Raw genomic sequence first — 19,046 nt, 5'->3', positions numbered from 1 at the left:
CGGGGGATCGGGCCGACGACGCCGCCGGGGCGTACCCCCGGTGGGACTCGAACCCACACTCGGGCGATTTTAAGTCGCCTGCCTCTGCCGATTGGGCTACGGGGGCCCGCTCAGCGGGACGCGGCGACCTTCTGCGCCGGCGCCTCGGTGACGGCCTTCTTCTCCGGCTCCGCGGCGGGTGCCGCCGGACGCGGACGCGCGGCGAACTCCTCGAAGACATACCGCGGATTCTGGACTGCTTCGAGGTTCACGAGATCACGGCCGAGCCACAGGTTGTTCCACCAGCCCCAGACCACGCGGAACTTGCGCTCCCACGACGGCATCGCCAGGCCGTGATAGCCACGGTGGGCGACCCAGGCGATGAAGCCCTTCAGCGCCAGGTTGCCGGACTGGAAGACGCCGTTATACAGGCCGAGCCCGGCGACCGCACCGAGGTTCTTGTGGAAGTACTCGCGCGGCAGCTCACCGCGCAGCACCGCCACCAGGTTCTTCGCGAGCAGCTTCGCCTGACGGACCGCGTGCTGGGCGTTGGGCACGCAGTATCCGCCGACGCCGCCGCCGGTCAGGTCGGGGACCGCCGAGACGTCACCAGCCGCCCAGGCGCCCTCGACGATCTCATCCTCGGTTCCGACGCGCAGGTCGGCGCGGGTGCGGATCCGACCCCGCTCCTCGACGGGCAGGTCGCCGCCGCGGACGACGGTCGGGTTGGCCATGACACCCGCCGTCCAGACGATCAGGTCCGTGGGGATGACCTCGCCCGTGGACAGCTCGACGTTCCCGTCGACCGCGCTGGTCAGCTGCGTGTCCAGGTGCACGAAGGCACCTCGCTTGGCGAGGCTCTTGAGCACCCATTCGCTGGTCTTGAGCGACACCTCGGGCATGATCCGGCTCATCGCCTCGACCAGATGGAAGTGGGTGTCCTCGAAGGTCACCTGCGGGTACTTCGACACCAGGCTCGAGGCGAGCGAGCGGAGCTCGGCGAAGACCTCGATGCCGGCGAATCCGCCGCCCACGACGACGACCGTCAGCAGACGGTCGCGGGCCGGTCCGGGAGGCAGCGTGGAGGCCTTGTCGAAGTTCGACATCAGGCGGTCGCGGATCGCGACAGCCTCCTCGATGGTCTTGAGTCCGATCGCGTTGTCGGCGATGCCGGGGATCGGGAACGTGCGCGAGACGGCGCCGGCGGTGACGACGATCTGGTCGTATTCCAGCTCGTAGGGCTCGCCCGCGATCGGCGTGATCGTCGCGACCTTGTCCGCGTGGTTGATCCCGGTGACCTTCGCCGCGACGATCGTGGTCTTCTTCAGGTGCCGACGCAGGGCGACCACCGAGTGGCGTGCCTCGATGGATCCGGCGGCGACCTCGGGCAGGAACGGCTGGTAGGTCATGTACGGCAGCGGGTCGACGATCGTGACCTCGGCCTCACCCTTGCGCAGGTGCTTCTCGAGCTTCCACGCCGTGTAGAAGCCCGCGTACCCGCCGCCGACGATGAGGATCCGGGGCGTAGTGCTCTTCACAGGCGCGGTGTTGCTCACGGGGGAAAACTCCTGGGGGTCAGCGGCTCGGCGTCCGGGACGCCAATCGGAATCGTCGGACAGCTGCGGTGACGCCGAGCGCCACCAGTATAGCCGCCGCAGAGCCGGCCATCAGCGGAAGCGTGCCGTACAGGAGGGTCTCCCGCGACGGCAGCAGCGGCGAGGTCGGGCGCTCCGCGGTGTCGTAGGAGGGGAGCGGATCGATCACGACCGGCTCCGCTGTCGGAATCGGCACCGGAGCGCTGTCGGCGCGGCGGTAGATCCGGATCCAGTCCTTGAGACTGCCCATCGGATTGGCTGTGACGGTGCCGACCTGCGCGTCCACCGCGGCCGCGGCATCCACCAGCCCGTACCCGTACAGCGGATCGGGCACGGCCGTCGCACCCGCGGCGGGACGCGCGGTCTTGATGATGCGGTTGATCACGTTGGCGGCGTCCAGGTCCGGATGCGCCGAGCGGACGAGCGCCGCGATGCCGGCGACGATCGGCGCCGCGCCACTCGTGCCGTCCCACTGCACGATCCGACCGTCCGCCGAGACCCCGAGGAGCTTCTCGCTGGGAGCCGAGACGCCGATCGTGATCCCCTGGGTGGATGCCTCGACGCTCGCCTTGCCGTTGGGGTCGACGCCTGCCACGGTGAGCACGCCGGGGATGGTGGCCGGAGCGCCGACGCGCGAGGTGCCGCTCCCCCGGTTGCCGGCCGCGACGACGACCACGACGTCGTGGTCGAAGGCGTACAGGAACGCCGAGTCCCAGCTCGCGTCCCAATCGGGGGTGTTCGTGGTCAGCGAGAGGTTGATGACGTCGGCGCCGTTGTCCACCGACCAGCGGATGGCCTCGGCGATCTGCTCGGCGAAGGGGACCGTCGCCGATGAGCCGAAGCCGACCGAGACCGACAGCAGCTGCGCTTCCGGGGCTACGCCGATCATGCCCGTCGTCGCCCCTGTGCCGCGCGACGCGGCGAGCGAGCCGACCCAGCTGCCGTGATTGCCGTCGACCGCACCAACGGGTGTCCGGCCGTCCGGGGATCCCACGCCGGACACGTCGGTCCCACCGACGACTGCGCCGTCGAATTCGACCGGCCCGCGCCCGATCCCGGTGTCGATGATCGCGATCCGCACCCCTGCCCCGCGGGTGCTCTTCCACGCGTCGGTGATGCCGTTGCCATCCAGCCAGTACTCCGCGGCACGTACCGGATCCACCGGCGGCGCAGCGGGCGGCACCGACGCGCCCAGCAGCATCGGGAGGGCGATCAGTGACCCGAGGGCGACGGCGATCGCGCGGGTGCCCACCCCGGTCATGCGCCGGGACCGGGTTCTGCGCAGACGCATCGGTCCGGCGACCAGGTCGACATGGCCAGCGCCCTGTCTCCGATCGGGTTCACGCCTGGCCCGGCCGCAAGCGCGTGCGCTGCCAGCGCATGCAGGCACTTCACGCGCGTCGGCATGCCACCCGCCGAGATGCCGTCGATCTCCGCGACGTCGCCGAAGCCAGCCCGATCGGCCAGATACGCGCGGTGCGCGACGCGATAGGCCTCCGCCACGTCGAGGTTCTCGGACAGCTCGTCCGCCAGCGTGCGCATCACCTGCGTCGCCTCCAGCCCCGACATCGCGGCCGTGGCGGCCGGGTGACTCAGGTAGTAGAACGTCGGGAACGGGGTGCCGTCGGCCAGCCGCGGTGCGGTCGCCACGACGGTCGGATTGCCGCACACGCATCGCGCGGCGATGCCCACGACATCGCGCGCCGGCCGCCCGAGCTGGGAACGCAGGACCGCCAGATCAGCCTCGCTGACAGGCGGGAACGGCGGAGTGGTCACGCGTTCAGGGTACCTGGAGCAGCAGGGAGGTCACGGCGCCGGGGGTGCCGGCGTTGACTCGGTCGGCGCCGGATCGGGGACGCCGATCGTCACCGGTGCGACGGTTTGCGCGAGGCCCGCCTCGGTCACGGATCGCACGAGCTGCGACATCCAATCGGTCCGCGTCTGCTGGACCTCGTCGCTGACGACGGCCTGTTCCTGCGGGACGAGGGCTGGCGGCAGGTCGTTGTCGACGAGGTAGACGACCTCGCCCGGCCGGACGTAGTACAGGCGCTCCCGCGCCTGGGTGGTGATGTACGCCGGATCGCTCCAGCGGTCGCGCTGCGCCTCGAGGTCGGCGACCTCGTCCTGCCCCAGCTGCACGGCCTGCTGCAGGGCGACGATCTGCTGCCGCTGATCCAGATACGTGCCGATCGTCGGCACGAGCACGAAGGCCGCGAGCACCACCAGGCCCAGCATGATCACCATGAAGCCCGAAAGACGGATGCCGCCCAGCCACCCGCGCACGTCGACGGGGGCGCGCGGCGGCCGGCGGGTACGAGAAGGGGGAGCCGCTGCTCTGGCCACGGCTCCCCCTCTCGTCGTCTTGCGGTGCGTCAGCCCTTGTACCGCGGGAAGGCCGAGCGTCCTGCGAACTCCGCCGCGTCGCCCAGCTCTTCTTCGATGCGCAGAAGCTGATTGTATTTCGCAACCCGCTCGCTGCGAGCGGGCGCGCCGCTCTTGATCTGACCCGAGTTCACGGCCACGACGAGGTCGGCGATCGTGGTGTCCTCGGTCTCGCCGGAGCGGTGCGAGAACATCGTGGTGTAGCCCGAGCGGTGCGCCAGGTCGACCGCGTCGAGGGTCTCGGACAGCGTGCCGATCTGGTTGACCTTCACCAGGAGCGAGTTGGCGACTCCGCGCGCGATACCGTCGGCGAGGCGCGTCGGGTTGGTGACGAACAGGTCGTCGCCGACGAGCTGGATCTTCGACCCCAGCTTCTCGGTGAGGTGCTTCCACGCGTCCCAGTCGTCCTCCGCGAGGGCATCCTCGATCGTGATGATCGGGTAGGAGTCCGCGAGGTCGATGTAGTAGTCGGTGATCTCCTCGGCCGACCACGCCTTGCCCTCGAACTGGTAGGCGCCGTCCTTGAAGAACTCGGTGGCCGCGACGTCCATGCCGAGCGCGATCTCGGTGCCGGGCGTGAAGCCGGCCTTCTCGATCGCCTTGATCAGGAAATCCAGGCCCTCGCGGTTGCTGGGCAGGTCGGGGGCGAAGCCGCCCTCGTCGCCCAGGCCCGTCGCGTAGCCGGCGGCCAGCAGCTCGCCCTTGAGGACGTGGTAGGTCTCGGTGCCCCAGCGCAGTGCCTCGGCGAAGCTGGACGCGCCGATCGGCGCGAGGAAGAACTCCTGCATGTCGATGCCGTTGTCCGCGTGCGAACCGCCGTTGATGACGTTGAACAGCGGAACAGGCAGGATGTGGGCGTTCGGGCCGCCGATGTAGCGGAACAGCGGCAGGTCGGCGCTGTCGGCAGCCGCCTTGGCGACCGCCAGGCTCACGCCGAGGATGGCGTTCGCGCCGACGCGCGACTTGTTGTCGGTGCCGTCGACCTCGATCAGGATCTCGTCGATGATCCGCTGCTCGCTGGCATCTACGCCCTCCAGGGCGGGGCCGAGCTCGTCGACGACAGCGTCGACGGCCTTGAGCACGCCCTTGCCGCCGTACCGGGTCTTGTCGCCGTCGCGAAGCTCGTAGGCCTCGAACGCACCGGTGGACGCGCCGGAGGGGACGGCCGCGCGCTGGACGATGCCGTCGTCGAGCAGAACCTCCACTTCCACGGTCGGGTTGCCGCGCGAATCCAAGATCTCGCGCGCGTTGACTGCCTCGATAAGTGCCACGGAGGACTCTCCCTGTTGTTTCGTGAAGGGGGCTTGCTGGTTCGTGCGTGGGTGCTCGGAGCGACGTCGATCCGCCCAGACGAGTCTAGTGAGAACGGATGCCGGGGCCACAGGCATCCGCTCCCGGTGACAGGTCACACGACGAGCGCGATCGCGATGCCGTCATACCCCTTCAGGTCGAGCGTCTGCAGCGCGGTGGCATCGAATCGCGGATCTCGGCCGAGCAGTTCGAGCCCGCGCTGCGTGCCGATGACCTGCGCACTGGTCGTGGCGGGGTTGGCGACCTCTCCCCCGCGGCCGATGTTGTCCACGACCACCACGGTCCCGGGCCTGCCCAGGCGCGCCGCCCAGTCGAGGTAGATCGTGTTGGACTCCTTGTCGGCGTCGATGAAGACGAGGTCGAACGGCTCGGCGCCCTCCAGGGTCGGCAGCACATCGGCGGCCCGCCCGATCAGGATGTCGACCTTGGCGTCCACGCCGGCGCGCTCGAGGTTCGCCCGCGCGACCTCGGCGATGCGCGGCTCCGCCTCGATCGTGACCACGACGCCGTCCGCAGGGATGCCGCGGGCCATCCAGATCGTCGAATACGCGCCGAGGGTGCCGATCTCGAGCACTCGGCGCGCACCGCTGATGCGTGCGAGCAGGTGCAGGAGCTTGCCGTTGACGGGAGCGACCTCGATCGCCGGCAGGCCTGCCGCGTGCTGGGCCGCGACCGCGTCCTCGAGGTCGGGGTCGTGCCCGACCAGCGTGTCGGTCAGGTACGCGTCGACGCGTCGCCAGAGCTCGGGAGTCGGTTCGGGTGGGTTGGCTGCCATGCCCTCAGCCAATCCCGCGTCGCATCGCGCGTCAAGGTGCGCGTCGTCGAGCGCCGGCTCGCCGCGAGTCGGTTGTCCATCTCGGATTTCTTCACGCTCGTGATGCACCACCTGGGCCCGGGCCCCGTCGTGTGGGATACACGCGGCGAGATGGAGTTCGTCACGCCCGGCCGCGGGGTCTTGACCGCGCACTTCGAGGTCACCACTCAGAAGGCGCGGGACAACGGTGCGGCGCGAGGTCTACGTGCGCGAGAAGCGCGTGTCACGGCGTCAGGTGCCGCACGGACTCCACGATCGCGGGCAGCAGGGCCTCGGCGGTGCGCCGATAGCCCAGTGCGCTGGGGTGGAAGCGGTCGAGGCTGAACATCTCGTCCGGATGCGAGATGAACACCGCTCCGACCGCGCGCCGCAGCGACACGGCGCGCGCGCCGCTGCGCTGCGCGGCCTCGGCCTGCGCGTCCGCCAGCTGCCGCGACAGACGTGCGCCGAGCGCCCGCAGCGGCTGCGGCACCGGTCGCAGGGCGCCGAGGTCGGGGCACGTGCCCACGACGACCGCCGTACCCGCATCGCGGAGCCGTCGGATCGCGGCGTCGAGGTGCCGGACCGAGATGGATACCGGAATGCGGTGCGTGATGTCGTTGCCTCCCACGATGATCACCGCGACATCGGCTCGATAGTCGCCCGGCAGCGAGTCCAGCTGCCCGGGCAGCGTCGAGGAATCCGCCCCGACGACGGCGACGGTGCGAAGGCGCACGGGACGATGCATCCGAGCGGCCAGCCCTTTGGCGAGTCGTCCGCCCAGCGTGTCCTTGCGGCGCTCGGCGCCGAGCCCGGCCGCGATCGAGTCGCCGACGATCAGCAGCTCGAGCGGTTGGCCTTCGTATGCGCGCCGCCACACGCGGTCGGCATCGATCGCGTCCTCGCCCAGCGGCTTGCCGATGCGACGTCGCGCGATGGCCGCCTGCCTCGTCAGCGTGGTTCGCGCGACCAACGCGACGGCGGTCACCGCCAGCGCGGCGGTGCCGGCGATCGTCGCCGCGCGTGTGGACGAGCTCACGGACCCACATCATCACGGCTGGGTGAACGGGCGCTGACCGCCATGCGACGTGCGCGGAACGCCGCACTTCGCACCCGGGTCCCGGGTTCTCGGTTCCATCCCTCGCGAGACTTCACGAACGGCTCAAACTCAGGGCCGAAACGCGACATTCGCGAAGTCTCGCGAGGTTGGGGCGGCCTGAGAGTGGCCGACGGGAATTCTGCGGCGGGCAGCGGGCGGCGGGGGGCGGGCCGGAGCGGCGCGGCGAGCGGATGCCGGCGCTACGAGAGCGGCTTGATCTCCAGTTCGTCGCGCGTGGCGCCTGGAGCCACCGTCGCGAAGGCGGTGAATCCGTCAGCCGCCGACTGCTCGAGCAGCGCCTTCAGGTTCTTCGTGCGCTGCTCGAGTCGCACACGGGATCCTTCGGCGACCAGCGCGGCTTTCAGGGCGAGCAGCTCGCCCAGTTCGACGTCGCGATCGTGGACCAGGACGACCGCGCTGCGCGCCGCGGCATCCGATTCGGTCACGAGTTCCACGATCCGCTCGAACCCGATCGAGAAGCCGACCGCAGGAACGTCCTGCCCGAGGAACCGGCCGATCATGCCGTCGTATCGCCCGCCGCCGCCCAGGGAGTAGTCGACCGACGGGTGCGCCAACTCGAAGATCGTGCCGGTGTAGTAGCCCATCCCCCGGACGAGGAAGGGATCGAAGACGAGCGGGATCCCGCCCTCGGCGGAATCGAGCGAACGTGCCGCGGCGACCGCGTCGCCGATGCCGACCAGGTCGGCGACGATCGCGTCCGGGAGCCCGTCCGGCAGGAGCTTGCGGATCTGCCGCTCGCCGAACGGGTGGTGCTCGAGCGTGGTCGGCCGGTGCAGGAAGGCCTCCAACGCGTCGACGGCTTCCGCGGTCGCGCCGCGCTCCCGCAGTTCGGCGACGACCCCGGCCGGACCGACCTTGTCGAGCTTGTCGATCGTGATGAGCACCCCCGGACGCTCCTCGTCCCGGAAGCCGAACCCGGTCAGCATCCAATCCAGCGCCCGGCGGTCGTTGACGCGCACCGTGGCGCCGTCCAGCCCGAGGGCGTCGACGGCGTCGAGGGTGGCGACGATGAGTTCGGCTTCGGCGCGCGAGGACGCATCGCCGATGATGTCGATGTCGCACTGCATGAACTGGCGGTAGCGGCCCTTCTGCGGCCGTTCCGCCCGCCACACCGGTGCGATCTGCACCGCGCGGAACACCGTCGGCAACTCGGCCCGGTGACTGGCGTAGAACCGCGCGAGCGGCACGGTGAGGTCGTAGCGCAGGCCGAGGTCCGCCAGCGCCGCCGGGTCATCGGCCGCCGCCCTGATGGCCTCGGCGTCCAGGCCCCGCTTGAGGACATTGTAGGCGAGCTTCTCGTTGTCGCCGCCGATGCCGGCGTGCAGACGGGCGAACTCCTCCATCACCGGGGTTTCGATCTCGTCGAACCCGTGCACGCGATAGCGATCGCGGATGACGGCGAGGACGCGCTCGCGACGAGCCTTGTCGGCGGGGAGGAAATCGCGCATGCCGCGCGGAGGATTGACGGATGCCACGTTCCCATCCTCCCAGGTCGCTTCAGCGGCCCTGGACCCCATCGGCCTCGGCATCTAGAACCTGGGTCTCCAGCATCCGGAGCCGCTCGCGCAGCGCGCGTTCGGCGTCCCACCCCCGCGCTCGAGCGCGCGCCACCAGATCCAGGAGCGCATCACCCAAGTCCGCCTCGGTCTCCTCGACCGGTTCCGCACGCACCGCGGACACGCCCACCTTCTCGGCCTTGCCGAGCAGTTTCTGCGCCAGCGCCAGCGAAGGCATGTGCGAGGAGACGCCGTCCAGCACGCTGGTGCGCTCGCGCTTCTCGGCGGACTTGGCGGCGTTCCACAGGACGAGCACCTGCTCGGGGGTCTCGGCCACCTCGCCCGCGAACACGTGAGGGTGGCGGCGCACCATCTTCTCGGTGAGCCCTCGTGCCACGTCGTCGATGTCGAACGGATCCTCCTGCGCCCGCGACGCGATCTCGGCGTGGAACAGCACCTGCCAGAGCAGGTCGCCGAGCTCCTCGCGCAGCTCGGCGGGTGTGCCCACCTCGACGGCGTCGATCACCTCGGCGCTCTCCTCCACCAGATAGGGCACGAGGTCTCGATGATCGATCTGCTGCGTCCAGACGCACCGATCCCGCACGGTGCGCATGGTCTCGGCCGCCTGCCGCAGCGGATCCTGTTCGTTCATGCCTGCTCCTTCGAATCGTCCCGGCCCTCCGCCGCCACCCGCCGATGATGCCGCGCCCGGTGGGCGACAATCGCCCCTGCGACCACCAGCGCGAGCACGGCAGCGACCAGCAGCACGATCGCCGGGAAGCGGGCCGAACGCAGGAGCGACAAGGGGGACCTTTCCTCGGGCGGGCGGCCCGTAACACGACACGTCCGCGAAACACCCCGAGGCTACCGTGGGAGGTATGCACGAGCTCACTCAGACCGAGGCGATCGACCTGGTCGGACGATTCGAGGCCGGCCAGGAGATCCCCGAGCGGATGCGTGCCGACGTGCGGATGCTGGGATCGCTTCTCGGTCGTGTGCTGCGCGAAAGCGGGTCCCCCGGACTCTACGAGGACGTCGAGCGGCTGCGTGCGGCCACGATCCAGGCGTACACGGATGAGACCGACGAAGCGTTCGAACGAGCAGCGCGCATCGCTGACTCCTTCGCGATCGACCGCGCCGACGAGGTCGCCCGGGCCTTCACGTGCTACTTCCACCTCGTGAACCTGGCCGAGGAGCACCAGCGGGTGCGGATCCTCCGCGAGCGCGACGGACGACCCGACCGCGAGGACGCCGGCGATTCCGTCGCTGCGGCGTTCGTGCGCCTCGCTGCCGAGGTCGGCGACGACACGGCCCTGCTGCGCCTGCAGGCGCTGCGCTTCCACCCGGTCTTCACGGCGCATCCGACCGAAGCCCGGCGGCGGGCGATCTCCACCAGCATCCGTCGCCTGGCATCCTTCCTCGAGGAGCACGACGCATCCCTGCGCGGTGGTGCCGATCAGCGCAGGGCCGAGCGCCGCATGCTCGAAGAGATCGACACGCTGTGGCGCACAGCGCCCCTCCGGCCGGAGAAGCCGTCGCCCACCGATGAGGTGCGCGCCGTGATGGCGGTCTTCGACGAGACGCTGTACACCGCGGTGCCGCACGTGTATCGCCGCGTGGACGATGCCCTGCAGGGCCCTGCCGCCGGTTCCCGCACGCCCGTGGTCCGCCCGTTCGTGCGGATCGGCTCGTGGGTCGGGGGCGACCGTGACGGCAACCCGTTCGTCACCGCATCGGTCACGCGCAAGGCTGCCGCGATCGCCAGCGAGCACGTCCTGCTCGGCCTCGAGCAGACCGCGATCCGGATCGGGCGCGGCCTGACCCTCGATGCCACGACGACTCCCCCGAGCGCGGCGCTGCTCTCGCTGTGGCAGCGTCTGAAGGCAGCCGACGAGGACGCGGCGACCGAGGTCGCCAAGCGATCGCCGAACGAGCCGCACCGCCGCATCCTGCTGCTGATCGCGCGTCGCATCGCGGCCACGCGAGCACGCAACGCCGACCTCGCCTACCGGGATCCCGAGCAGCTGCTGAGCGATCTGCGGATCGTCCAGGATTCGCTCGTGCAGGCGCACGCACCGCGCCAGGCCTACGGGCATCTGCAGCAGCTGCTCTGGCAGGTCGAGACTTTCGGCTTCCACCTCACCGAGCTCGAGGTGCGCCAGCACTCCGCGGTGCACGCGAAGGTCCTCGCCGAACTGGATGCCGGGCAGGCCCGCACCGAACTGGCCGAAGAGGTGCTCGACGTGTTCCGTGCGGTCGGCTTCCTCCAGGAGCGCTACGGTCCGCGTGCGGCTGGGCGCTACATCGTGTCGTTCACGCAGTCCGCGCAGGACCTGCTGAACGTCTACCGGCTCGCACGCTTCGCGGCCGGCAGTGACGGCACGGCGCCGGTCCTGGACGTCATTCCGCTGTTCGAGACCTTCGCCGACCTGCAGGCCGCGCCGCGCATCCTCGCCGAGATCGTGCAGGATCCGGAGTTCGCCGCTCGCCTGGATGCGACGGGCCGGCGCCTGGAGGTCATGCTCGGCTACTCGGATTCCTCGAAGGACGTCGGCCCGGTCGCTGCGAACCTCGCGCTCTACGAGGCGCAGTCCGCCATCGCCGCGTGGGCGCTGGAGAGCGGCATCGAACTCACCCTCTTCCACGGCCGCGGCGGTGCCCTCGGCCGCGGCGGCGGGCCGGCCAACTCGGCTATCCTCGCGCAGCCGCCGCATTCGGTGGACGGCCGGTTCAAGCTCACCGAGCAGGGCGAGGTCATCTTCGCCCGTTACGGTGACCCCGCGATCGCGATGCGCCACATCGATCAGGTCGCCGCCGCCGTGCTGATGGCTTCGGCGCCGTCCATCGAGCGGCGCAACAGCGCCGCGGCCGAGCAGTTCGCCGACGTCGCGGCGACGATGGACGCGGCATCCCGCAAGCGGTTCTTCGATCTCGTGAAGGCACCCGGCTTCGCACCCTGGTTCGCCCGCGTCACCCCGATGGAGGAGGTCGGGCTGCTCGCGCTCGGCTCGCGCCCCGCGCGGCGCGGCCTGTCCGTCGAGTCGCTGGAGGATCTCCGGGCGATCCCGTGGGTGTTCGCCTGGACGCAGGCGCGGATCAATCTCGCCGGATGGTTCGGACTCGGCACCGCACTGCAGGCGGTCGGCGATGAGGGGCGGATGCGGCTGGCCTACCGTGAATGGCCGTTGTTCCAGACGCTCGTGGACAACGTCGCCATGAGTCTCGCCAAGACCGACGAGCGCATCGCCCGTCGGTACCTCGCCCTCGGCGACCGCGACGATCTGGCAGCGCTCGTGATGGACGAGATGGAGCTCACGCGGTCGTGGGTGATCCGCGTCACCGCCGGCGACGAGGTGCTGGACAACAAGCCGGTCCTCCAGCGCGCGGTCAAGATGCGCAGCCCCTACGTCGACGCGCTCTCGCTGCTCCAGCTGCGCGCCCTGCGCGCGCTGCGCGACGACGCGTCGTCGGGAGTGCCGGCCGATCCCGAGCAGCAGCGCCTGCTGCTGCTGTCGGTCAGCGGCGTCGCCGCCGGTCTGCAGAACACCGGGTGAGCCGGGTCGGACCGCTCAGTCGCTCGGGCGGTCGTGTGCGTGCCGGGCGAGGCTGCGGCCGTAGCGCTCGGTGAGCTGCACCATGAGATCGGGCGTGTCGCGGTCGATCCCGAAGATGTAGCCCGGGAAGTCAAGCTCCTTCTGGGCCTCCCAGATCTCCTCGTGCCGATCGGGTGAGAGGATCTGCAGCGGCTCGCCCACGGCGATCCATCCGATCGGGACGACGGTCTCGGGCGGCAGCACGGTCCGCAGGTGCACGACGGCGTTGATGCGAACCTCACTGCGGCGCCCGACACGGGCGCCGTTGAAGACGCGCGTGCCGGTGGCCAGGAACACCTCGTCGCCGATCGTCGCCCCCGAGACGCTCGCCATCGGCCCCACCAGCGTGTGATCGCCGATGTGCACGGCGTGCGAGGCGCTCGCACGGATGAGGGCGTTCTCCATCACGATCACGTGCTCCCCCAGCGTGATCGGCCCGCCTTCGGCGGTGATCACCGCGCCGTGCAGGATCTGACACTCCGGGCCGATCTGGACGTCGCCGCTGAGGACGGCTGTGGGCGCGACGACCGCGGTCGGGTGGATGCGGGGGTGTGCCCCGAGATGCTCGAACTGCACTGTTCCTCCTCGGTCGGCGTCAGCGTACCGCGGCGGGGTCGGCGGCCGCCGGCATCCGCGTCGTCAGGCCGGCTCCCGTGCGACCTCCGCTGCAGCGGGCACCGGGAAGAGCTGGTCCAGCAGCTGGCGCACCCAGGCGATCAGCTCCGCGTCCCCCAGCGGGTCATCACCGCTGCGGGGCATCGGCACCACCAGCGCGTCACCACCGGCCAGCAGCTTCGCCTTGGGATACAGCCGCTGCAGCCTGACGCGCAGTGAATCCGGCAGATCGGCGGGCGCGATGCGCAGGTTCGGTCCCATCGCCACGACGTCCGACAGGCCCGACTGCGCGGCGCGGCGACGCAGGCTCGCGACCGCGAGCAGACCCTCCGCCTCGGCCGGCAGATCGCCGTAGCGGTCGCGCAGCTCCTCGACGACGAGATCGATCGCATCGTCCTTGGCGGTGGCCGCTGCCGCCGCCGAGAGCTTCTGGTACGCCTCCAGACGCAGGCGCTCGCTGTCGATGTACGACTCGGGGATCCGAGCCTGCACCGGCAGCTCGAGGCGGAGTTCGGTGGGTCCCTCCACCTCATCGCCGCGGAACGCCGAGACGGCCTCGCCGATCATCCGCAGGTACAGATCGAAGCCGACACCGGCGATGTGTCCCGCCTGCTCGGCACCCAGCAGGTTGCCGGCACCGCGCAGCTCCAGGTCTTTCAGCGCGACCTGCATCCCCGACCCGAGGTCGTTGTTGACCGCGATGGTCTCGAGTCGGTCGGCCGCCGTCTCGGACAGCGGCTTCATCTCGTCGTAGAGGAAGTACGCATAGGCACGCTCGCGGGCACGGCCCACGCGGCCGCGCAGCTGGTGCAGCTGCGAGAGCCCGTACTTGTCGGCCCGGTCGATGATGATCGTGTTGGCGTTGGAGATGTCCAGCCCCGTCTCCACGATCGTGGTGGAGACCAGGACGTCGGCACGTCGCTCCCAGAAGTCGTCCACGACCTGCTCGAGCGCGTGCTCGCCCATCTGCCCGTGCGCGACCGCGATCCGTGCCTCCGGGACGAGCTCCGCCAACTGCGCGGCGACCCGCTGGATCGATGAGACCCGGTTGTGCACGAAGAACACCTGGCCCTCGCGCAGCAGTTCGCGACGGATCGCAGCGGCGATCTGCTTGTCGTTGCGCGGCCCGACGAACGTGAGGATCGGATGCCGGTCCTCCGGCGGCGTCTGCAGCGTCGACATCTCGCGGATGCCGGTGACCGCCATCTCGAGCGTGCGCGGGATCGGCGTCGCGCTCATCGCCAGGATGTCGACGTTGGTCTTCAGCTTCTTCAGCTTGTCCTTGTGCTCGACGCCGAACCGCTGCTCCTCATCGATGATCATCAGACCGAGGTCTTTGAAGATCACGTTCTCGGTGAGGATCCGGTGCGTGCCGATCACCATGTCGACCGTGCCGTCGGTGATGCCGGCGAGCGTGTCGCGCGCCTGCTTGTCGGTCTGGAACCGCGACAGCGCACGGACCTGCACCGGGAACCCGGCGAAGCGCTCGGTGAAGGTCTCGAGGTGCTGTTTGACCAGCAGCGTGGTCGGCACGAGCATGGCCACCTGCTTGCCGTCCTGGATGGCCTTGAACGCAGCGCGGACGGCGACCTCGGTCTTGCCGAACCCGACGTCGCCGGAGAGCAGCCGGTCCATCGGGATCGGCTTCTCCATGTCGGCTTTGATCTCGTCGATCGTCTGCAGCTGGTCGGGCGTCTCGGCGAACGGGAACGCCTCCTCGAGCTCGCGCTGCCACGGCGTGTCCGGACCGAAGGCGTGACCCTTGGCGGCCATGCGGGCCGAGTACAGCTTCACCAGCTCGACCGCGATGTCGCGCACCGCCTTGCGCGCGCGCCCCTTCGCCTGCGCCCAGTCGCTGCCGCCCATCTTGGAGAGCGCCGGCGCCTCGCCGCCGACGTAGCGCGAGAGCAGGTCCAGCTGATCGGTGGGAACGTACAGCTTGTCGCCCGGAAACCCGCGCTTGGACGGCGCGTACTCGAGCACGAGGTACTCGCGCTTGCTCTTGACGGCATTGCGACCGCCGCTGGAGACCTCGCGCTGGGTGAGCTCGACGAATCGGCCGATGCCGTGCGTCGCGTGCACCACGTAGTCGCCGTTCTTGAGCTGGAGCGGGTCGACGACGTTGCGCCGACGCGATGCGAGCTTCTTCACGAGACGCTGGTCGCCGCCGATCGTGCGACCGTAGAACTCGGTCTCGGTGAGCACTGCGACCTTGGCGTCGGGCACCTCGAATCCGCGCTCGAGGGGCGAGAGCACGACGTGGGCGACACCGGCCTCGGGCTCCGTGCCGAGATCATCGACGCGGCGGGCGGCGATGCCGCGTTCGGCGAGGACGTCGCGTGCGCGGTCGACGAGCCCCGGTCCGGATGCAGCGACCACGACCCGCCATCCGTCGTTGAGGAGTTCTCCGACGTGCGCCGTCGCACCGTCGATGTTCCCCTGGAACGAGGGGACCGGAGTGCCGGGAACGCGGATCGCCGCGGCCCGCTCGAGCGCGTGGTCGATGTCCAGCAGCCCTTCGGCTGCCGCATCGGCGGCGCCCGAGTCGAACGCGCTGAGCGTCCACCACACGTCGCCGCGCTCGTGCGCGTCCTCGCGCAGGCGGGGCAGCGTCACGAAGTCACCCGCGCCCAGGTCGATGGGCGTATCAGCGCCGGCGGTCGCGGCGTTCCACGCCGCGTCGAGGAACTCCCGGTTCGTCTCCCCGAGCGTGATCGCGCGCGTGACCGAGCGCTCCGGGTCGACCAGCGCGACGGCGGCGTCGCGCGGCAGGTAGTCCACGAGCGTCACCAGCGAGTCGACCAGGGCCGGCAGCAGCGACTCCATCCCCTCCACGGGGATGCCCTCGGCCATCTTCTCGAGCATGCCGCGCACACCCGGGAATTCGTCCTTCAGGCGCAGTGCGCGTGCGCGCACCTGCGGGGTCAGCAGCAGCTCGCGACTGGCCACGAATTCCACGTCGCTCACATCGCCCGGCAGCGACCGCTGATCGGCGACGGAGAAGGCGCGGATCTGCTCGACCTCGTCGCCGAAGAACTCGATGCGGAACGGATGCGGTGCCGTCGGCGGGAAGACATCCAGGATGCCGCCGCGCACGGCGAACTCGCCTCGACGCGACACCATGTCGACGCGGTGATAGGCGAGCTCGATCAGCCGCAGGGTGATCTCGGTGAGGTCGTACCCGCGCCCGCCGACCCGCAGCGCGACCGGCTCAGCCTCGGTGAGCCCCGGCGCCAGCGGCTGGATCGCGCCGCGCACCGATGCCGTGATGATGAGCGGAGTCTCCCCCGTCCACCGTGCGATGTGGCCGAGCACCTCCAGACGCCGCCCGACGATCTCCGGCGACGGGCTCAGTCGCTCGTGCGGCAGCGTCTCCCACGCGGGGAAATGCAGCACCTCAGAGCCGGGAAGCAGCGCCCCCAGCGCGGGCCCGAGGGCGTCGGCGCGCCGCCCGGTCGGCGTGACCACGAGCAGGGCGCCGGACTTCCCCGCCGCCCGCCGTCGCTCCAGCAGGGCGGAAAGCAGCGGTGCGGTCAGGCCTTCGACCAGGGAGAAGTCGGCATCGACGGATGCTGCGGCCGAGGCATCCCGGAACGACTCAGCCTGTTCGAGGGCGCGCACGATCCCGGGAACTGTCACCGGGAAAGTCTATCGGCGACGGCAGACGTCGGCTCCTAGGATGAGACCGTGAGCGAACCCGTCGGACCGCCGCCCCCGGCGCCGCATCACGTCTACGCCCCGCCGGCCGGCTACGCGCCTCCTCCGCAGGGGTATGGGCCGTGGACCCCGCAGCAGATTCCTCCGATGCCGGCCGTCCCGCCCGCCCGTGCCGCCGGCGGATCCGCACTCGGGATCGTCGCCTTCGTGCTCGGCCTGATCGCCGCTGTCGGCGCCTCGATCGTCGCGGCGGTCGCGGGATTCCAGATCGGGATCGGCACGGGCGATCAGCTCGCCACCCAGCTCGCACCGGCCGGGGCGGATTTCGACTTCGCGCTGTTGAGCCCGGTGCGGGCATGGGTGCTGCTTGCCGAGGTGTCCTTCTGGGTGGGAACGGTGCTCGGTGTCTGGGCGATCGTGCAGGGCATCGTCGCGATCGCGAAGAACCGCGGGCGCGGCTGGGGCATCACCGCCGTCGTGATCGCCGTCGCCGGTCCGGTGATCTACGGCGTCGCGCTGTGGGGACTGTTCGCCACCGGCATCGCCTCCTCGGCCACCCCGCTCGGCGCCTGAGCGCCGCGGCGGTCACGCGCGCGGCGCGTGATGCTTCTGCTGGGCGGCGAGGAGCCCCTCGTCCACGACCTGCTCGGCGGCATCGGCCGCGTCGGCCAGCAGCACCGGCAGGTTCTTGCGCTCGGCCGCGCCGAACGGATCCAGGACCCAGTCGGCAGGGTCCTGTCGTCCGATCGGTCGCCCGATCCCGATCCGCACCCGCGCGAAGTCGGGGGTGTCCAGCGCCTTGGCGACATCACGCACGCCGTTGTGGCCGCCGTGGCCGCCGCCGGTCTTGAGCTTGATGGTGTCGAAAGGGATGTCCAGCTCGTCGTGCAGCACGATCACGTGGTCGGCCTCGATGCCGTAGAACTTGGCGAGGTTGGCGACCGGACCCCCGGACACGTTCATGAAGGTGTTCGGCTTCGCCAGGACGAGCTTCGGCCCGCCCGGGCGCAGCCACGTCTCCGCCACGCGGGCACCCGCCTTGTGCACCTTGAAGGACTCGCCGCGGCGGACCGCCAGCTCGTCGATGACCATCTGACCGACGTTGTGCCGGGTCGCCTCGTATCGCGGGCCTGGGTTTCCCAATCCGACGATGAGCCAGGTGTCGGCCATTGCCGGTTCCTCCGCCTCCCGGGCATCGAACGACGAAGCCCGCCCCCACAATAATGCGGGGACGGGCTGCGGACGACGTCGACTACTCGGCGTCGGCCTCCTTGGTCTCTTCCGACTCCTCGGCCTGCTCGGCGGCGACGGCCGCGTCGGCCTCGGCGATCTCGTCGGCGTCGCTGGACGGCGCGGAGATCGCGATGATCAGCGTCTCCGGGTCGACGGCAAGCGCGGCGCCCTGCGGGAGGACGAGGTCGGCAGCCGTGATGTGCGTGCCCTCCTCGAGGCCCTCGATGCTGACCTCGATGCGCTCGGGGATGTGGGTGGCCTCGACCTCGAGGAGCACCGTGTTGGCGTCCTGGGCGACGATGGTGCCGGCCGCGGACTCGCCGACGGCGGTGACGGGGACATCGACCTGGACCTTCTCGCCCTTGCGGACGACCAGGAGGTCGATGTGCTCGATGATCTGGTGCACGGGGTCCTTCTGGACGTCCTTGACCAGGGTGAGCCGCTCGGTGCCGTTGACGTCGAGCTCGAGCACGACGTTGGCGCGACGGATCAGCAGCGCGACCTGGTGGCCCGGAAGGGCGACGTGCACCGGCTCGGTGCCGTGGCCGTAGATGACGGCGGGGATCTTGCCGGCGGCGCGCAGGCGGCGGGCGAAGCCCTTGCCGAAGTTCTCACGCAGTTCGGCGTGGACCTTCGTGTCGGACTCGGTGTCGGCGGTCTTGGTGGCGGCAGCCATGATGGGTTCTCCTAGCGGGCGCACGGCCCGTTCTGTATGCGGGCCTCAGGCCCAGGTATTGGGGTTGCATTCGACTCGAACGCGAGCGCGTGAGGAAAGCCGTGAGCCTGCATCACTGCGTCGATCACGGATTCCGCAACCGGCCGTCAGACAGGTCGCGAGGCATCCCTCGCCGAAGTTCAATTGCCCAGTCTACCAGCGCCAGCGGGTTTCCCAGCGCACGGCTACGATGATCACGCCCGCCCTTTCTCACCCGGAGGACACATGATCGACAGCCAGACCGCCTCGTTCATCATGCTCGGCGTCATCGGCGCGATCGCCGGGCTGGGCCTGATCGGAACCGTCTTCGCGTTCTGGTCGATGGGTCGTGCGGGGTACCGCAAGGACTGAAACACGCTCGGGCGCATGCGACCGGCGGCGATAGGCTCGAAGCATCCCACTGCCGACAACAGGAGCCCGTGTGTCTTCGAACGATTCCTCCCCGACCGCCGCCGCAGACACGAACGTCTCGCACGATCGAGACCAGGACCCGGCATCCGCGGATGCGCACGAGGCTGCCCCGCAGCCCGAAGACGTCTCGCGTCCCACGCCTGAGG

General features: G+C 70.2%; 17 protein-coding genes and 1 tRNA gene. 3 read left to right on the top strand and 15 right to left on the bottom strand.

Annotated elements, in window-relative coordinates; translation table 11 throughout:
* Positions 1-32: 32 nt before the first annotated feature.
* The 11 genes from BLT19_RS09620 to BLT19_RS17645 all read right to left on the bottom strand — a co-directional run bounded on the left by BLT19_RS09620 (position 33) and on the right by BLT19_RS17645 (position 9,480).
* Positions 33-106, bottom strand: a tRNA-Leu gene (locus BLT19_RS09620).
* A gap of 4 nt (positions 107-110) precedes the next feature.
* Positions 111-1,517 carry an NAD(P)/FAD-dependent oxidoreductase gene (locus BLT19_RS09615; RefSeq protein WP_091493689.1) on the bottom strand — a complete coding sequence of 469 codons (1,407 nt, stop codon included), beginning with the start codon at positions 1,515-1,517 and terminating at the stop codon, positions 111-113.
* A 37-nt stretch (positions 1,518-1,554) separates the two neighbouring features.
* The gene (locus BLT19_RS09610) at positions 1,555-2,835 is read right to left on the bottom strand and encodes a S8 family serine peptidase (RefSeq protein WP_091489175.1); all 1,281 of its coding nucleotides are present in this window, start codon (positions 2,833-2,835) and stop codon (positions 1,555-1,557) included.
* Positions 2,832-3,350 carry a DUF501 domain-containing protein gene (locus tag BLT19_RS09605; protein WP_091489173.1) on the bottom strand — a complete coding sequence of 173 codons (519 nt, stop codon included), beginning with the start codon at positions 3,348-3,350 and terminating at the stop codon, positions 2,832-2,834. The genes BLT19_RS09610 and BLT19_RS09605 overlap by 4 nt, the downstream gene beginning before the upstream one ends.
* A gap of 30 nt (positions 3,351-3,380) precedes the next feature.
* Positions 3,381-3,917 carry an FtsB family cell division protein gene (locus BLT19_RS09600; RefSeq protein WP_231917594.1) on the bottom strand — a complete coding sequence of 179 codons (537 nt, stop codon included), beginning with the start codon at positions 3,915-3,917 and terminating at the stop codon, positions 3,381-3,383.
* Positions 3,918-3,946: 29 nt separating this feature from the next.
* Positions 3,947-5,227: a phosphopyruvate hydratase gene (gene eno, locus BLT19_RS09595; protein ID WP_091489171.1), complete on the bottom strand. Its 1,281-nt coding sequence runs from the start codon at positions 5,225-5,227 to the stop codon at positions 3,947-3,949.
* Between the two features lie 134 nt (positions 5,228-5,361).
* Positions 5,362-6,042, bottom strand: a complete 681-nt coding sequence (locus BLT19_RS09590; protein WP_091489169.1) for an O-methyltransferase — start codon at positions 6,040-6,042, stop codon at positions 5,362-5,364.
* Positions 6,043-6,304: 262 nt separating this feature from the next.
* Positions 6,305-7,099 (bottom strand): SGNH/GDSL hydrolase family protein, encoded by a 795-nt coding sequence (locus tag BLT19_RS09580; protein ID WP_231917593.1) that lies wholly within the window; start codon positions 7,097-7,099, stop codon positions 6,305-6,307.
* 260 nt (positions 7,100-7,359) lie between these two features.
* The gene (gene hisS, locus BLT19_RS09575) at positions 7,360-8,628 is read right to left on the bottom strand and encodes a histidine--tRNA ligase (RefSeq protein ID WP_231917878.1); all 1,269 of its coding nucleotides are present in this window, start codon (positions 8,626-8,628) and stop codon (positions 7,360-7,362) included.
* A gap of 49 nt (positions 8,629-8,677) precedes the next feature.
* A complete protein-coding gene (locus BLT19_RS09570; protein ID WP_091489165.1) occupies positions 8,678-9,328 on the bottom strand; it encodes a MazG family protein in 651 nt (216 codons plus the stop codon).
* Entirely contained in the window at positions 9,325-9,480 is a 156-nt protein-coding gene (locus BLT19_RS17645) for a hypothetical protein (protein ID WP_157681841.1), read from the bottom strand. The genes BLT19_RS09570 and BLT19_RS17645 overlap by 4 nt, the downstream gene beginning before the upstream one ends.
* Positions 9,481-9,554: 74 nt before the next feature.
* Between BLT19_RS17645 and BLT19_RS09565 the strand changes: the two genes are divergently transcribed.
* Positions 9,555-12,230 carry a phosphoenolpyruvate carboxylase gene (locus BLT19_RS09565; RefSeq protein ID WP_091489163.1) on the top strand — a complete coding sequence of 892 codons (2,676 nt, stop codon included), beginning with the start codon at positions 9,555-9,557 and terminating at the stop codon, positions 12,228-12,230.
* Positions 12,231-12,245: 15 nt separating this feature from the next.
* Here BLT19_RS09565 and BLT19_RS09560 read toward each other — a convergent pair whose 3' ends face one another.
* Positions 12,246-12,845, bottom strand: coding sequence for a gamma carbonic anhydrase family protein (locus BLT19_RS09560; RefSeq protein WP_091489161.1), 600 nt, complete (start codon positions 12,843-12,845; stop codon positions 12,246-12,248).
* Positions 12,846-12,908: 63 nt separating this feature from the next.
* On the bottom strand, positions 12,909-16,523 hold the full coding sequence (mfd, locus tag BLT19_RS09555) for a transcription-repair coupling factor (protein ID WP_172825616.1): 3,615 nt from the start codon (positions 16,521-16,523) through the stop codon (positions 12,909-12,911).
* A gap of 48 nt (positions 16,524-16,571) precedes the next feature.
* Here mfd and BLT19_RS09550 point away from each other — a divergent pair, with 48 nt between their 5' ends.
* Complete coding sequence (locus tag BLT19_RS09550) at positions 16,572-17,114, top strand: hypothetical protein (RefSeq protein WP_091489160.1); 543 nt, start codon at positions 16,572-16,574, stop codon at positions 17,112-17,114.
* 12 nt (positions 17,115-17,126) lie between these two features.
* Here the strand turns inward: BLT19_RS09550 and pth are convergent, their stop codons facing one another.
* Both pth and BLT19_RS09540 read right to left on the bottom strand, forming a co-directional pair.
* Positions 17,127-17,711, bottom strand: coding sequence for an aminoacyl-tRNA hydrolase (pth, locus tag BLT19_RS09545; RefSeq protein WP_091489158.1), 585 nt, complete (start codon positions 17,709-17,711; stop codon positions 17,127-17,129).
* Between the two features lie 82 nt (positions 17,712-17,793).
* Entirely contained in the window at positions 17,794-18,450 is a 657-nt protein-coding gene (locus tag BLT19_RS09540; RefSeq protein ID WP_091489156.1) for a 50S ribosomal protein L25/general stress protein Ctc, read from the bottom strand.
* A 264-nt stretch (positions 18,451-18,714) separates the two neighbouring features.
* On the opposite strand from BLT19_RS09540, the gene BLT19_RS18130 reads away from it, so the two are divergent.
* Positions 18,715-18,840, top strand: a complete 126-nt coding sequence (locus BLT19_RS18130; RefSeq protein ID WP_269457405.1) for a hypothetical protein — start codon at positions 18,715-18,717, stop codon at positions 18,838-18,840.
* Positions 18,841-19,046: the final 206 nt, after the last annotated feature.

Source organism: Microbacterium pygmaeum (assembly GCF_900100885.1).
GTDB classification, from domain to species: domain Bacteria; phylum Actinomycetota; class Actinomycetes; order Actinomycetales; family Microbacteriaceae; genus Microbacterium; species Microbacterium pygmaeum.
This window is presented reverse-complemented; position numbering and strand designations above follow the sequence as displayed.

Excerpts from the sequence above, each read along its gene's own strand:
- BLT19_RS09610 (WP_091489175.1), bottom strand. The coding sequence starts at position 2,835 with ATGACCGGGGTGGGCACCCGCGCGATCGCCGTCGCCCTCGGGTCACTG.
- BLT19_RS09590 (WP_091489169.1), bottom strand. The coding sequence starts at position 6,042 with ATGGCAGCCAACCCACCCGAACCGACTCCCGAGCTCTGGCGACGCGTC.
- hisS (WP_231917878.1), bottom strand. The coding sequence starts at position 8,628 with ATGCGCGATTTCCTCCCCGCCGACAAGGCTCGTCGCGAGCGCGTCCTC.
- BLT19_RS09570 (WP_091489165.1), bottom strand. The coding sequence starts at position 9,328 with ATGAACGAACAGGATCCGCTGCGGCAGGCGGCCGAGACCATGCGCACC.
- BLT19_RS09565 (WP_091489163.1), top strand. The coding sequence starts at position 9,555 with ATGCACGAGCTCACTCAGACCGAGGCGATCGACCTGGTCGGACGATTC.
- pth (WP_091489158.1), bottom strand. The coding sequence starts at position 17,711 with ATGGCCGACACCTGGCTCATCGTCGGATTGGGAAACCCAGGCCCGCGA.
- BLT19_RS09540 (WP_091489156.1), bottom strand. The coding sequence starts at position 18,450 with ATGGCTGCCGCCACCAAGACCGCCGACACCGAGTCCGACACGAAGGTC.
- BLT19_RS18130 (WP_269457405.1), top strand. The coding sequence starts at position 18,715 with ATGATCGACAGCCAGACCGCCTCGTTCATCATGCTCGGCGTCATCGGC.